Source organism: Lentzea alba (genome assembly GCF_011067745.1).
Taxonomy (GTDB): domain Bacteria; phylum Actinomycetota; class Actinomycetes; order Mycobacteriales; family Pseudonocardiaceae; genus Lentzea; species Lentzea alba.
This window is the reverse complement of sequence record NZ_JAAMPJ010000017.1, coordinates 26521-40189: the sequence shown is the minus strand read 5'-3', so window position 1 is coordinate 40189 and position 13669 is coordinate 26521. Positions and strand designations below refer to the sequence as shown.

Below are 13669 nucleotides of genomic sequence, written 5' to 3'. Positions count from 1 at the left end.
CGAGCAAAAGCCCTGGTTACGGTCAGGATCATGACCACCGCGAACGTCAACGGCATCACCATCGGGTACGACGACGAAGGCACGGGCGACGACGTGCTGGTGCTGGTGCACGGGCATCCGTTCGACCGCTCGATGTGGCGGCCGCAGGTCGAGCACTTCACCGCGGCGGGGTGGCGGGTGATCGCCGCGGACCTGCGCGGCTACGGCGAGACCACGGTCGTCCCCGGCATCACGACGCTGGACGTGTTCGCGCACGACATCGCCGGACTGCTCGACCACCTCGGCGTGGAGAAGTTCGTGCTCGCCGGCCTGTCGATGGGCGGGCAGATCGTCATGGAGTGCGCGCGGACGTTCCCCGAACGCCTGCGCGGCCTCGTCCTCGCCGACACGTTCGCCCAGGCCGAGACCCCGCAGGGTCGCAAGAACCGCAACGACATGGCGGATCGCCTGCTGCGCGAGGGCATGTCCGGCTACGCCACCGAGGTGCTGTGGAAGATGGTGGCACCGCACAACACCGCGGCCGGTGAGCACGTCGCGAACATGATGCACAACGCTTCGCCGGAGGGTGCTGCGGCGGCACTGAGGGGCCGTGCGGAACGGCCTGACTACACGGCGACACTCGAAGCAATCACCGTGCCGACGCTCGTGGTGGTGGGCAGCGATGACGAGTACACCCCGGTGAAAGACGCCGAGTACATGCACGAGCGCGTTCCGGGTTCGACGCTGGTCGTGGTCGACGGCGCCGCCCACATGCCGAACCTGGAACGCCCCGAGGTCTTCAACAAAGCGGTGGCAGAGCTGCTAGCGCAGGCCTGAGCCGATGCCGGTCAGCCCGCGAACCTCCATCTCCGACTGCTTCGCCGGGTCCGCCGGCTCGCCGCCCAGGACCGTGCCCAGGAACCCGGCCAGGAACGACAGCGGGATCGACACGATGCCGGGGTTGGAGAGCGGGAAGAACGCGAAGTCCACGTCCGGGAACACCGACGACTTCGACCCGGAGATCGCGGGAGAGAAGACGATGAGCAGCACGCACGACGTGAGACCGCCGTAGATGCTCCACAACGTGCCGCGCGTGTTGAACCGCTTCCAGAACATGGAGTACAGCAGCGTCGGCAGGTTCGCGGACGCGGCCAGCGCGAACGCGAGCGCGACCAGGAAGGCGACGTTCTGACCGTTAGCCGCGATGCCGCCGACGATCGCGAGCACACCGACGCAGACCGCGGTGAGGCGGGCGACGCGGACCTCGTCCCGCGGGTCCGCCTCACCGTGCTTGATGACGTTCGCGTAGACGTCGTGCGCGAACGACGCCGAAGCGGTCAGCGTCAGACCCGCGACCACGGCGAGGATCGTGGCGAACGCCACCGCGCACACGATGCCGAGCAGCACCGTGCCGCCGACCTGGAACGCCAGCAGCGGCGCCGCCGAGTTCTCGCCGCCAGGAGCACCGGTGATCTTGTCCGTGCCGACCAGCGCCATCGCGCCGAAGCCGATGACCAGCGTGCACGAGTAGAAGATCGCCATCATCCAGGTGGCCCAGACGACGGACTTCCGCGCCTCACGCGCGTTCGGCACCGTGTAGAAGCGCATCAGCACGTGCGGGAGCGACGCGGTGCCGAGCACCAGCGCGAGCGCCAGGGACAGGAAGTCGATTTTCGAAAGGTCCGTCGCGCCGTACTTCACGCCCGGCGACAACACGGCCTCGCCCAGCGGCGACTTCTGCGCAGCGCGGTCGAGCATCGACGAGAAGTCGAAGCCGAACTTGCCGATCAGGAAGATCGTCAGCAGCGACACCGTCAGGAGCAGCAGCACGGCCTTGATGATCTGCACCCAGGTGGTGCCCTTCATGCCGCCGACCAGCACGTACAGCACCATGACGATGCCGACGACGGCGATGATGATGGCCTGGCCGACCTTGCTGTGGACGTCCAGCAGCAACGCCATCAGGCCGCCGGCGCCCGCCATCTGCGCGATCATGTAGAAGAGCGAGATCACCAGCGTCGCGTTCGCCGCGGCCGCGCGCACGGGGCGCTGGCGCATGCGGAACGCCATGACGTCGCCCATGGTGTAGCGGCCGGTGTTGCGCAGTCGTTCCGAGATGAGCATCAGGCCGATCAGCCAGGCGACGACCCAGCCGATGGAGTACATGAAGCCGTCGTAGCCGTTCACCGCGATGGCACCGGAGACGCCCAGGAACGACGCGGCGGAGAGGAAGTCACCCGACAGTGCGATGCCGTTCTGGGTGCCGGTGAAGCTGCTGCCCGCGGCGTAGTAGTCCGAGGCGCTCACGTTCCGCGTGGAAGCGCGGTAGACGATGTAGAGCGTCAGCAGGACGAAGATGCCGAAAACGGACAGGTTGATCGCGGTGTTCGTCCCGGTCACGCGAGCTCCTCATCGATTTCTGCGAGTGCGCGCACCTTCTCGACCTGCGGATCGAGCCTCTTCTTGGAGTAACGTGCGTACGCCATTGTGATGATGATCGTCGTGACGAACTGGAGGAATCCCATCGTCAGGCCGACGTTCACTGTTCCGAACAGCCGAGTGCTCATGAAGTCGGCCGCGTAAGCCGAAAGCAATACGAACGTGACGTACCAAGTGAGGAACAGCACCGTCGCGGGGAGAATAAATCGCGTCACCCTGCGCTTCAACGCGAGGAAATCCTCGCTCGTTTGGATCGCGCCGAAATCAGGCTCACCGTCACCATCGATGAGCAATGAGTGATGAGGCTCTTCAAAGGTCGCGAATCCGGGCACAGCCGGGCGTGACACGGAGGGCAGCGCCTTCGTCATCAACCGCTCGCATTCGTTACGGGGAGTGCCCGGCGAGCGCCTGCGCGGAGGCCGCGGCTGAACCGGGGGTGGAGGGCGCAAGCGTAACCACGCGTGGCGATGAGTCAATCCCTTGAAGCCGTAGGACCACCCCATGAGGTGGGCTGTGACGCTGGGTGACGAGTCGTACACGGCCCAGGTCGTTGTCGCGTCACGCTCTCTGGCCTACTATCCGCTGACACCCGATACGGCTGATCTCGATATCGAGCGGCGGGTGTCTCGACTCGCGGGGATTCACCAGGCCAGGAGGTAGCCGATAGTGGGGCACTTCGAGCGCGCCTTGGGGACCATTTCGTGAATGTCGAGTGGAGAAAGATCAGCGACTGGCGCAACTGGCGCCTGCCGGTCAAGCTCGGCGTCGTGCTGCTCGTGCCGGTGGCCGTGGCGGTCGGCGCGGGCGCGCTGCAGATCTCCGGTTACGTCGACCGGTCGAACAACTACGTGCAGATGCAGGGCCTGGTCCGGCTGCGGGCGGATCTCGCTCCTTTGATCTCCAGCGTCCAGCAGGAACGCACGCTCGCCGCCCAGAGCGCGACCAGCGGTTCCGGCGTCGGCGCCTACCAGAACCAGATCAGCGCCACCGACAACGCCGCCGCGACCGCGCGCCGCCGGGTCGAGCGCACCGACGGGCTGAGCGACGTCGCGCGCAACCGCTTCAGCGAGGTCAACGCCCAGCTGGAGACGTTGAAGAACCTGCGGGAGAAGGTGTCCCAGGGCGGCGACGGAGGCGACCCGACGGGCGGCACCACCGGCTACACCTCGGTCGTGAAGTCGTTGCTGGACTTCGAACAGGCGCTCGTCAGCCACTTCGGCGACGAGATCATCTCGGGCACCGCGCTCGCGCTGCACAACATGGTCATCGCGCAGGAGCAGGTCTCGCTGCAGCACGCGATCGTGTTAGCCGGGATCGGGCGGGGCAGGCTGCTCGGCCCGGAGGTCCGCATGCTGGAGCAGTCCGACATCCGGCTGCAGGACCGCATCAACGACTTCCAGGCGGTCGGCACCACCGAACAGCGCCGCGAGTACGACCAGACCGTCACCGGCGCCGCCGTCGCGAGCCGGTCCGCACTGGTCGAGCGCGCGCTCACGCAGCCGGACGGCACCCCGGTGACGACGCGTCCCGGCCAGCCGAAGCCGCCGCCGTCGTTCGGCATCGCCGTCGATGAGTGGAACAAGGCCTCCGGCACCACCGCCCGCCTGATGGAACAGGTCGCCCGCCAGCTGCAGGACGAGCTCGCGAACTCCGCCGCCCAGCTGCAGGACGACACGTCCAACAAGGCCGGCGCCGCCGCGGTCATCCTGCTCGCGATGCTGATCATCGCCGGCGCCCTCGGCTTCGTCATCGGCCGCTACCTGCTGCGCTCGCTGTCCGAGCTGCGGCACTCCGCGCTCGACGTGGCGCACCACCACCTCCCCGAGGTCGTCGCCGCGATCCGCGCGGACCGCAAGCCGGACACCGAGATCGAACCGGTGCCCGTGCACACCACCGAGGAGTTCGGCCAGCTGGCGCGCGCGTTCGACGCCGTGCACGAGCAGGCCATCCGGTCCGCGGTCGAGCAGTCGTCGCTGCGGTCGGGCATGAAGAACATCTTCGTCAACCTGTCGCGCCGCTCGCAGGGCCTCGTCGAGCGCCAGCTCAAGCTCATGGAGGAGCTGGAGCGCCACGAGGAGAACCCCGAGCAGCTCGCCAACCTCTTCAAGCTCGACCACCTCGCGACGCGCATGCGCCGCAACAACGAGAACCTGATGGTGCTGTCCGGCACCGACGTCGCCCGCCGCTTCCACCAGCCCGTCCCGCTGGCCGACGTGCTGCGCGCCGCCGCGTCGGAGATCGAGCACTACCAACGGGTCGTGGTGAAGTCGACGCCGTCCGTCGAGATCGTCGGCTACGCGGCCAGCGACCTCGTCCGGCTCGTCGCGGAGCTGCTGGACAACGCCACCGCGTTCTCCGCGCCCGCCACCCAGGTCATGATCGGCTCGCGGATCGACCAGCAGGGCTCGGTGCTCGTCGAGGTGGCCGACCAGGGCATCGGCATGGGTCCCGCCGAACTCACCGAGGCCAACGAACGGTTGTCGTCGGGGACAGAAGAAGACGTGCCCGTCTCGCGTCAGATGGGTCTGTTCGTCGTCGGCCGTCTCGCGTCCCGCCACGGCATCACCGTCCGGCTGCGGTCGGCCGGTGAGGGCAGGGAAGGCCTGCGCGCGTTCGTGCTCGTGCCGTCGGAGCTCGTCCGCTCGCACGAGGACGCTCAGGCTGTTGCTCCGCCACGGCACGCCGCGCTGCCCCAGCCCAAGCAGCTGCCCAAGCAGCCGCAGGCCGCCAAAGAGCCGCACGTGGTCGTGAAGACCCCGAACCTCGCCCCGCCGCCCACGCCCGCGCCGGCCATCGAGCACCCTCGGGAGTCGGCCGAGTGGACCTCGTTCCGCGGCGCCGCGATCGACGAGGCGCTGCCGCAGCGCAACCCGCGCCCGGCGTCCGTCGTTGAAAACCCCGTGCCTGTTGAGACACCAAATGAGACAACGTCTTCCTGGTTTTCCGGGAGCGGAGTCTCGGGCGAACCGGTCAACGGTGACCAATCGCCCCCACCTGCGTCGTCACCGTCCGTAGTGGCGTCCTGGTTCGGCAAGAAGCCCGGCGGGACGGTCTGGGAACAGGCCGGCGACCCCGCCACGGACGCCGGCGAGACGGATGCCGGGTTGCCGAAACGGGCACCACGTAAGAATCTGCTCCCCGACCTCGCTGAACGTCCCGAGAACGGCACACGTCCTGCCGTGGGCCACAGACGTGATCCGGAACGAGCACGAGGCTTTCTCGCGAGCTACCAGACGGGCCTGCGTCAGGCCCCGCTGGGAAGCAACGGGAACGGAAACGGCCAGGGGAACGGCCAGCGGAACGGGGAGAAGGCATGAGCACGCAGTCACGCCAGGTGGACCAGTTCGGCTGGTTGATCACGAACTTCACCGATCGCGTGGCCGGAGTCGCCCACGCGATCGTCATCTCGGTGGACGGCCTGTTGCTCACCAAGTCGACAGGCCTGCCCCCGGACCGCGCCGAGCAGCTGGCGGCGATCGCCTCCGGTGTCGCGGCGCTGACGATGAGCGCTTCACGATGCTTCGAAGGTGGCGGAGTGTTGCGCACCGTGATCGAGATGGACTACGGGATCATGCTTCTCATGTCCATTCGAGACGGGTCTTGTTTGGCGGTTCTCGCCGCCCCCGACAGCGACGTCGGCCAAGTGGCCTACGAGATGACCGTGGTTGTCGACCAGGTGGGCCAGATCCTCACTCCCGAACTGCGAGCGCAGCTGCACAGCGTGAGGTGAATCCATGAGTTCGGCCGCTGACGCGCACCGACGACGCAGACGGGCTGAGACGCCCGCCGAGCAGACGTTCGCCGACCTGATGAACGGGTTTTCCCTGGACTCGGGCCGCAAGCGAACGCGCACGCCGTCGTCCCCGGTGCCCGCGCGGGAAGCAACTCCCGTTGTACCGCAAGAACAATTGCCGGCGGATGAGTCTCCCGCGGTGGAGCCTCAGGACGCCTCGATCGTGCGTGCATATGCCTGGACGGGTGGGCGCACTCGGTCGAACATCAACCTCGAGATCGAGACACTTGTCTCCGCGAATGATCAGAGTCGGCAGTCTGCAGGTATCTTGCAGGCTGAGCACCAACACGTCGTCGAGTTGTGCCGCTCACCGCGATCCGTCGCGGAGGTGGCCGCACTGATGCGGCTCCCACTGGGAGTCGTGAAGGTGTTGCTCGGCGACATGGCGGAACGAGGTCTGGTGGACGTGCATCAGACTGTTTCCGCGGGTGGTGCTGTGCCGGACCTCGGGTTGATGGAGAGAGTGCTGAGTGGACTACGTCGGCTCTAGATTTCCCGAATTCGGGCCCCCCGGGCCGCCCGGTCGGGAGCTGACCTCGGCAAAAGTCGTCGTCGCCGGTGGCTTCGGCGTTGGCAAGAGCACCTTCATCAGGTCGATCGTGGAAAACGATCTGCTGACCATGACAGCGCTCCCACCGGAACGCGCGGGTCTGGTCACCGAGCTGGTGCGCATCCAGTTCGGCCGGGTGTGGCTCGACCCCGGCCTGGCCTTGCACCTGTTCGTCGCCCCGCAGTGGCAGGACGCCCGCGCGGGCTGGAACGACGTGGTGCGCGGCGCCGTCGGTGCCGTGGTGCTCTTCGACGTGATGCGGCCCGCGGACTCCGTGGACGCGATGCGGTACTTCGAGGACCACCGGATCCCCTACGTGCTGGCGTTGAACAACGTGCACGCGTCTGTCCGGTCGGACGTGAAGGCGATCATCCGGGGCATGGGCATCGCTCCCGAGGTGCCGGTCGTGGATTGCGACCCGCGGGTGCGGCTGTCCGTGCGGGAGGCGCTGATCACGCTGACCGAGCACGCGAAGCTGGACCGGTGGCGGCGCCGGCCGGGGCCTGACGAGACGACCCCGCTGGCGCCTGTCTGCTGACTTGGAGCAGCTCCAAGGGGTAGCTCTTTCCGGTCGTGTTGCTGACGAACAGTGGCTGGGAGGCCGCGTGGGCTCCTAGCCACTGTTTCGTGTGGGAGAGCCTTGATCCCCTGGAAGGCTGCCGCATCGAGCTGAGCGATGGGCGGTTCGTCGCGATCCCGGTCCAGGCAGTGAAGCACCAACGCGCGGGCGACCGGTTCGGCTACATCCCGGACGTGGTCGTGACGACTGAACGCATCGAGACGGTGTCCGTGGACGTCGCGAACGTCGCGCTGGCGGTGGAGATCGTCAGCCCGTCCACGAAGAAGAGCGATCACCTGGAGAAGCCGGCTGCTCTGGCCGCGGCCGGTGTGCCCGCGTACTGGCGAGTCGAACTCGACGGTGCGTATGGTCCGGTCATCTACTGCCACCGGCTGAATGACGGCGTCTACTCGGACGTCGTGACGTTGACACCCGGCAATCAGCTTGGACCCCGCCGATCTCCACAAGCCTCGTCTTTGGAGCTTTTCCAAGGCTCCCACCTTCAGGGCGTTTTGAGGCGAAACAATGGAGCCGGGAGGTTTCCGCCTTCTAGTTTTCCGGCATGCCCAAAAGAGAGTCGAACGTCCTGGGCCGCGAGTTCGGCAACGGCCTTCGCGCCGCCATCGCCACCACCGACCTGACCCAACGCAGGCTGGCCGAAGTGCTGGACTTCGACGAGGCGCAGATCTCGGAAGCCGTCAACGGCAAACGCGGCCTCGACGAGCACCAGGTCGAGGTGTTGCTCGCCTACTGTCGGGTTCCGCTCGCGGAACGGCGTCGGTTGATGAGCCTGTACGCGGAGGCGGGGGAGAAGGGCCTTCTCCTGTTCCCCGAGGACGGCGTGCCGGACCAGTTGCGCACGCTCATCAGCCACGAGAAGGAATCCTCCGAGATCATCGACTGGGCGATGTCGCTCGTGCCCGGTGTTCTGCAGACGCCTGAGTACACGCACCACGTCACAGAGGCCGGGCCCATCGACAAAGACGATGTCCCGAAGGTCGTGGCCGCGAGGATTGCGCGGGCGGAGATCCTGAGGCCTGGCAGGACGTTCACCTTCCTGGTGCACGAGCAGGCACTCTGGTTGCCGGTGGGTGGCGAAGACGTGTGGCGTGACCAACTGGCCCATCTGCTGCGGATGTCGGTGCGTGCGTACATCAACTTTCACGTCATTCCGCGGTCGATCGGCATGCACGCGGGCGCGGCGGGTGACTTCCGGCTGATGAGGTTTCCGAAGTACCCGCCACTGGTCTTCCTGGACACCCTGAACTGCGGCTTGTTCTTCGACGACAAGGAAACCGTCGCGCTGTACGAGGACAGGGTGAAGCGGCTCGCGGCCGTCGCCCTCGATCGTGAAGAATCGAGGGGGGTGATCGACAACATCTTGGAGGGCCTCCAATGACCAACTGGCGCAAGAGCAGCTACAGCGCTACCGCCAACCAGTGCGTCGAGGTGGGGCACGGCGTCGGCGTCCGGGACAGCAAGGCACCGGCCACGCACCTGCCGGTGTCCGCGGTGTCGTGGGCGGCGTTCCTCGGTGAAGTCAAGCGCGGGGCTGCCGACTGAGCTCGGCGAGCTGCCGGGTGTGCACGGGCACGTGGTTCTCGGCGAGCCCGTCGATGAGGGCGGCGAGCGGGACGGGCTGGTCCAGCAGGAGTTCGTCGCCGGACATCAGGAACGCCGGCACCAGCACCGCCGAGTCCTCGTCGCCGAGTTGGTCGGCGATGTCGCAGAGAACGGCGGCCTGACTCCGCACGCGGGCGATCAGCTCGGCCCGGCCGGCGTGCTCGGCGATGATCCGATCGAGGTTCCGGCCGTCCAGGCACACCCGGTTGTCGAAGGTGGGGCGTGCGCCGGACACGACGCTCAGCGCGACCGCGGCGGTCGCGGCGTCCACGCTGAGCACGTGGGCGAGCACCTGGTCGGCGTTCCAGCCTCCGTCGGCGGCCTCGCCGAGATCGGGCCTTGCCGTCGTCTCGAAGAACTTCTCGTAGGCGCTGCGCAGTGCGGTCGTGTCCATCGCCGATGTCCTTGTCCGTGAAGTCGTCGCTCGCGCAACCGATGGTTGCACTAGAAACCGCGACATGCAACCCATTGGTTGCACAACGGTTGACAAGATCGCTACGATGATTTCAGTGTCGACCGAAGGGGATCATCCGCGATGAGCGTCGGACGGGAAACCCGGCTGTCCGCCTGGATCGAGCGGTTCGCCGCCCACTTCGCCGAGGAGGGCATCCCGCTGATCGGCGGCCGCATCCTCGGCTACCTGCTGGTCTGCCAGCCGGTCGAGCGCACCGCCGCCGAGCTGTCCCAGGAGCTGGAAGCCAGCAGCGGGTCGATCAGCACGAACCTCAAGTACCTCGTCAACGTCGGCTTGGTGACCAAGCGGACCCGGCGCGGCAGGCAGGCCGCCGAGTACCGGATCAACGAGAAGGCCTGGACGGACTTCATCCAGCGCAAGCTCAACGCGATCGCCAGCGTCCAGTTGCTGACCGACGACGGCATGCGGCTGCTCAGCGGCGACCCGGAGCGCGCGATGCGGCTCAAGGCCGTCGACCACCTCTACGGTTGGCTCTCAGAGGAACTTCCCGCTTTGTGGGAGCGCAGGCCCGCGTCGCCGAAGTAGCGTGGGTGCATGTGGCACCCCTACCGCGATGACATCGAGTACTACGAGGAGCGAGCCAGGGGACTGCTCGCCTCCGCGTGGGACGGTGTGCCCGGCGCGCTCGAAGTCTTCGACGACGTGCCGCTGACGGACGAGGGCGCGCACCTCGTGCTCGCGCAGGCCCACGGTTGCCAGGACTGGAAGGCGCTGAAGGCCAACATCCGCAAGCCGCGCCCGTTCGCCCGCGCCTACCAGGCGATCGAGCTGCAGCACCCGGACGAGCTCAAGGCGATCATCACGCGGGACCCGTGGCTGGTGAAGGCCAGCGGTACCAACGGGAACGACCTGCTGGGGCTGTCCGCGGCCAAGTGCGACGAGCGGCTGGTCAAGGTGCTGCTCGACGACGGCGCGGACATCAACCACCAGAACGTGCACGGCTGGACGGCGTTGCACCAGGCCGCGTACGCGAACCTCCCTGGCCTGGCCCGGTTGCTGCTGGACCGGGGTGCCCGCACCGACCTCGAAGCCCGCGGCGAAGGTGGCACGCCGCTCACCGTCGCGTTGTTCTGGGGCAACAGGGAAACCGCGGAACTGCTGGGGGTCGATCCGCCGAACCTGCGCACCGCGGCCGGCCTCGGCAACCTCGACCTCGCCACCGAACCCGAGGCCAAGCGCGGCTATTACCGGCCGCACAGCGGTTTCCCGCGCTGGTGGCCGACCGACGACCCGCAGGAAGTCCTCGACGAGGCTTTGTCGTGGGCCGCGCGGAACGACCGGACCGAGGTCTTCGGCGACCTGCTGAAGCGCGGCGCCAGGATCGACGCGGACGTCTACCGCGGCACGGCGCTGGCGTGGGCTGCGTGGTGCGGGCTGGAGAACGCCACCCGCACGTTGCTCGACCTGGGCGCGAATCCCAACCAGCGCACGGGTTTCGGCGGTCCGATGCACGGCGAGGGCGTGACGGCGCTGCACCTCGCGGCCGAACGCGGCCACCTGCCGATCATCCGGATCCTGCTCGACGCGGGTGCCGACCGGTCCATCACGGACGCCAACTTCGAGGCCACGCCCGCGAACTGGGCCGGGCACAACGACCAGGGTGAAGCTCAGGCCTTGCTGAGCGCCTGATCGTCAGCCGGAAGCTCGACCTCGTGCGTGCGCTCCCGCGACGACGTCCAGAGTGCCGCCGTGGCAACGACAACCGCGCCGGCGCCCAGCACGTGGATCGACACGAGCACCTCGGGCACCCCGGTCCAGTACTGGACCATGCCCAGCGCGCCCTGGGCGAGCACGACGCCGACGAGCGTCCAGTACGTGCGGGTCCGGCTGAAGAACCCGACCGCGATCAGCAGGCCCAGGAACAGGAACAGCAGGTCCGCGTGGATCTGCGCGAGCGTCGCCACCTCGACGCCCAGGCGCGGCGTCGACGCGTCACCGGCGTGCGGCCCGGCGGCCGTCACCCAGGTACCCGCGAGCAGCAACGCGCTCAGCACGGCGGCCATGACGACCTGGAGCTTCATCAACGGCGCTGGCACCTTCAGGCGAGCGGGACCGTCGCCCTCGGACAGCGAGCTGACGAGCAGCACGGCCATCCACACCAGGGCCATCGAGATCATGAAGTGGATCGACACGGTGTACCAGGCCAGTCCGGTCAGCACGGTGATGCCGCCGACGACCGCCTGCACGGCCACCCCGACGAGCTGCACGAGCGAGAGCTTCAGCACCCGCTTGCGTCGCGGCAGGGTGAACCACGCCGCCAGCACGCACAGACCCGCGATGACCCCGACGACACCGGTCAGCGTCCGGTTGCCGAACTCGACCCACTGGTGCAGGGCCGCGACCTCTGGGTGCTGCACCGGCACGACGCTGCCCTCGACGCACTGCGGCCACGTCGGGCAGCCGAGGCCCGAACCGGTCACGCGGACGATCGACCCGGTGACCGCGATTCCGGCCTGCGCGATGACGACGGCAATCGCGAACGCGCGCTGCCAGGACACGAGGAAGGCGGTCAGCTTCGACACGCCTCTGATGGTAGGTCTCGTCAGGTAAGTCGAGTCGTCCGGGTGGACAGTGCCCCCGCCACAACGCCCCAGGCCACGAGCACTGCGACCGGGCCCACACCTGGTGCGGTGCCGTGCACCACAGCGGTTTCCAACGCCTGCGCGAGGGCAGCCGACGGCAACAGGTGCACGAACCCAACGGGCACGGACAGCGCCACGCCACCGACCATCAGCAACACGAACCAGATGATGTTCGCCAGCGCCAGCACGATCTCCGCACGCAACGCTCCGCCCAGCAGCACGCCCAAAGCGCCGAACGTCAGCGTGCCCAGGACGATCAGCAGCACCATCCAGGGCAAGCCGCTCAACGGGAACTTCCAGCCCAGGATCAACGCCGTGACCGCCAGCAACGCGATCTGGATCGCGACCACGACCAGTGCCCCGCAGACCCGTCCGGCGATCAGCAGCCACCGGGGCAGTGCGGAGGCCGCAAGCCGCTTCAGCACGCCATAACGCCGGTCGAACCCGAGCGCGATGGCCTGCCCGGTGAACGCCGAGGAGATGATCGCCAGCGCGAAGATCCGCGCGGCCGCCGAACCCACGCGCGGCTCCGGCATCGGGATCACCGACATCAACGACAGCGCGACCAGCAACGCCAGCGGGATGATCACGGTGAGCAGGATCTGCTCGCCGTTGCGCAGGGTCAGCATCGCCTCGGTGCGGGCGTGCACGAAGAGCATCTTCGGCAGCGAGCCGCGACCGGGCGCGGGCTTGAACGTGCCGGGAGCGAAGGTGGTCACGAACGCAGCTCCCTGCCGGTCAGCTCCAGGAAAACGTCTTCGAGGCTGCGCTTGGCCACCGTCAGCTCCTCGGCCAGCACACCCTGCTGGGCGCACCACGACGTCACGGTGGACACGACCTGAGGATCGATCAGCCCTTCGACGAGGTACGCGCCGCGCGTCGCCTCGCGCACCTTCAGTCCCTCGGGCAGCGCGGCGGACAGCAACGACGTGTCCAGGCCGGGCCGCGCGCGGAAGCGCAGCTGCTGGTCGTCCGGCCGGTTCGCGGTCAGCTCGGCGGGCGAGCCCTGCGCGACGACCCGGCCCTCGTCGATGATCACGACGTTGTCGGCCAGCGCCTCGGCCTCGTCCATGAGGTGCGTGGTGAGCAACACGGACACGCCGTCGTCCTTCAGCGCGCCCACGAGGTCCCACACCAGACGGCGTGCCTGCGGGTCCATGCCCGCGGTCGGCTCGTCCAGGAACACCAGCTCGGGGCGTCCGATCAACGCGCAGGCCAACGAGAGCCGCTGCTGCTGACCGCCGGACAACCGCTTGTAGGGGGTGCGCACCGCACCGGAAAGCCCGAGGATCTCGATCAGCCACTTCGGATCGAGCGGGTTGGCCGCGCACGCCGCCACGAGGTTCAGCATCTCCTCGGCGCGGATGCCGGGATACCCGCCACCGCCCTGGGGCATCACGCCGATGCGGGGCCGCAACGCCTCGGAGCCGGCCGCGAGGCCGAGCACGCGCACCGTGCCGTCGTCGGCCGAGCGGAACCCCTCGCAGATCTCGACGGTCGTCGTCTTGCCCGCGCCGTTGGGCCCGAGCAGGGCGAGAACGGTGCCGGGCTGCTGCACGAGATCGAGGCCGTCGACGGCGGTCTTCGAGCCGTACCTCTTGACCAGCCCCGACACTTCCACCGCAGGCTGGGGATTCGGGCTCACGAGCGGTCAGCCTAGGCGGTCCCC

Annotated in this window: 16 protein-coding genes; 10 read left to right on the top strand and 6 right to left on the bottom strand. The window is 68.0% G+C overall.

Features of this window, described 5'->3' with window-relative positions; all coding sequences use genetic code 11:
• The first annotated feature begins 30 nt into the window (after window positions 1-30).
• On the top strand, window positions 31-816 hold the full coding sequence (locus G7043_RS42705) for an alpha/beta fold hydrolase (RefSeq protein ID WP_166054557.1): 786 nt from the start codon (window positions 31-33) through the stop codon (window positions 814-816).
• Here G7043_RS42705 and G7043_RS42700 read toward each other — a convergent pair.
• Both G7043_RS42700 and G7043_RS42695 read right to left on the bottom strand, forming a co-directional pair.
• Window positions 802-2379, bottom strand: a complete 1578-nt coding sequence (locus tag G7043_RS42700; protein ID WP_166054555.1) for a solute symporter family protein — start codon at window positions 2377-2379, stop codon at window positions 802-804. The genes G7043_RS42705 and G7043_RS42700 overlap by 15 nt on opposite strands.
• The gene (locus G7043_RS42695; protein ID WP_166054553.1) at window positions 2376-2786 is read right to left on the bottom strand and encodes a DUF485 domain-containing protein; all 411 of its coding nucleotides are present in this window, start codon (window positions 2784-2786) and stop codon (window positions 2376-2378) included. The genes G7043_RS42700 and G7043_RS42695 overlap by 4 nt, the downstream gene beginning before the upstream one ends.
• A gap of 333 nt (window positions 2787-3119) precedes the next feature.
• On the opposite strand from G7043_RS42695, the gene G7043_RS42690 reads away from it, so the two are divergent.
• From G7043_RS42690 to G7043_RS42660, 7 genes are all read left to right on the top strand, one after another.
• Complete coding sequence (locus G7043_RS42690; protein ID WP_166054551.1) at window positions 3120-5735, top strand: sensor histidine kinase; 2616 nt, start codon at window positions 3120-3122, stop codon at window positions 5733-5735.
• Complete coding sequence (locus tag G7043_RS42685) at window positions 5732-6148, top strand: roadblock/LC7 domain-containing protein (RefSeq protein WP_166054549.1); 417 nt, start codon at window positions 5732-5734, stop codon at window positions 6146-6148. Before G7043_RS42690 ends, G7043_RS42685 begins: the two co-directional genes overlap by 4 nt.
• A 4-nt stretch (window positions 6149-6152) precedes the next feature.
• On the top strand, window positions 6153-6701 hold the full coding sequence (locus tag G7043_RS42680; protein WP_207312483.1) for a DUF742 domain-containing protein: 549 nt from the start codon (window positions 6153-6155) through the stop codon (window positions 6699-6701).
• Between the two features lie 109 nt (window positions 6702-6810).
• A complete protein-coding gene (locus tag G7043_RS42675) occupies window positions 6811-7299 on the top strand; it encodes an ATP-binding protein (RefSeq protein ID WP_166054547.1) in 489 nt (162 codons plus the stop codon).
• A gap of 89 nt (window positions 7300-7388) precedes the next feature.
• Entirely contained in the window at window positions 7389-7961 is a 573-nt protein-coding gene (locus G7043_RS42670) for a Uma2 family endonuclease (RefSeq protein ID WP_313888361.1), read from the top strand.
• A complete protein-coding gene (locus tag G7043_RS42665; RefSeq protein ID WP_166054544.1) occupies window positions 7883-8719 on the top strand; it encodes a helix-turn-helix domain-containing protein in 837 nt (278 codons plus the stop codon). The genes G7043_RS42670 and G7043_RS42665 overlap by 79 nt, the downstream gene beginning before the upstream one ends.
• Window positions 8716-8883, top strand: a complete 168-nt coding sequence (locus G7043_RS42660) for a DUF397 domain-containing protein (protein ID WP_166054542.1) — start codon at window positions 8716-8718, stop codon at window positions 8881-8883. Before G7043_RS42665 ends, G7043_RS42660 begins: the two co-directional genes overlap by 4 nt.
• On the opposite strand, the gene G7043_RS42655 is transcribed toward G7043_RS42660, so the two are convergent.
• The gene (locus G7043_RS42655) at window positions 8861-9337 is read right to left on the bottom strand and encodes a hypothetical protein (RefSeq protein WP_166054540.1); all 477 of its coding nucleotides are present in this window, start codon (window positions 9335-9337) and stop codon (window positions 8861-8863) included. The two genes, G7043_RS42660 and G7043_RS42655, sit on opposite strands and share 23 nt — an antisense overlap.
• A 141-nt stretch (window positions 9338-9478) precedes the next feature.
• Between G7043_RS42655 and G7043_RS42650 the strand changes: the two genes are divergently transcribed.
• A complete protein-coding gene (locus tag G7043_RS42650; protein ID WP_166054538.1) occupies window positions 9479-9943 on the top strand; it encodes a GbsR/MarR family transcriptional regulator in 465 nt (154 codons plus the stop codon).
• Window positions 9944-9952: 9 nt separating this feature from the next.
• Window positions 9953-11047 (top strand): ankyrin repeat domain-containing protein, encoded by a 1095-nt coding sequence (locus G7043_RS42645; RefSeq protein ID WP_166054536.1) that lies wholly within the window; start codon window positions 9953-9955, stop codon window positions 11045-11047.
• Here G7043_RS42645 and G7043_RS42640 read toward each other — a convergent pair.
• The 3 genes from G7043_RS42640 to G7043_RS42630 are packed head-to-tail and all read right to left on the bottom strand — an operon-like array spanning window position 11026 to window position 13645.
• Entirely contained in the window at window positions 11026-11940 is a 915-nt protein-coding gene (locus G7043_RS42640) for a COX15/CtaA family protein (protein WP_313888360.1), read from the bottom strand. The genes G7043_RS42645 and G7043_RS42640 overlap by 22 nt on opposite strands.
• Window positions 11941-11960: 20 nt before the next feature.
• Entirely contained in the window at window positions 11961-12719 is a 759-nt protein-coding gene (locus tag G7043_RS42635) for an ABC transporter permease (protein ID WP_390829476.1), read from the bottom strand.
• A complete protein-coding gene (locus G7043_RS42630) occupies window positions 12716-13645 on the bottom strand; it encodes an ABC transporter ATP-binding protein (RefSeq protein ID WP_313888359.1) in 930 nt (309 codons plus the stop codon). Before G7043_RS42630 ends, G7043_RS42635 begins: the two co-directional genes overlap by 4 nt.
• Window positions 13646-13669 lie beyond the last annotated feature (24 nt).

Bases quoted from the DNA above. Each gene is read 5' to 3' on its own strand.
- G7043_RS42695 (WP_166054553.1), bottom strand. From the start codon at position 2,786: ATGACGAAGGCGCTGCCCTCCGTGTCACGCCCGGCTGTGCCCGGATTC.
- G7043_RS42705 (WP_166054557.1), top strand. From the start codon at position 31: ATGACCACCGCGAACGTCAACGGCATCACCATCGGGTACGACGACGAA.
- G7043_RS42660 (WP_166054542.1), top strand. From the start codon at position 8,716: ATGACCAACTGGCGCAAGAGCAGCTACAGCGCTACCGCCAACCAGTGC.
- G7043_RS42685 (WP_166054549.1), top strand. From the start codon at position 5,732: ATGAGCACGCAGTCACGCCAGGTGGACCAGTTCGGCTGGTTGATCACG.
- G7043_RS42645 (WP_166054536.1), top strand. From the start codon at position 9,953: ATGTGGCACCCCTACCGCGATGACATCGAGTACTACGAGGAGCGAGCC.
- G7043_RS42655 (WP_166054540.1), bottom strand. From the start codon at position 9,337: ATGGACACGACCGCACTGCGCAGCGCCTACGAGAAGTTCTTCGAGACG.
- G7043_RS42650 (WP_166054538.1), top strand. From the start codon at position 9,479: ATGAGCGTCGGACGGGAAACCCGGCTGTCCGCCTGGATCGAGCGGTTC.
- G7043_RS42665 (WP_166054544.1), top strand. From the start codon at position 7,883: ATGCCCAAAAGAGAGTCGAACGTCCTGGGCCGCGAGTTCGGCAACGGC.
- G7043_RS42680 (WP_207312483.1), top strand. From the start codon at position 6,153: ATGAGTTCGGCCGCTGACGCGCACCGACGACGCAGACGGGCTGAGACG.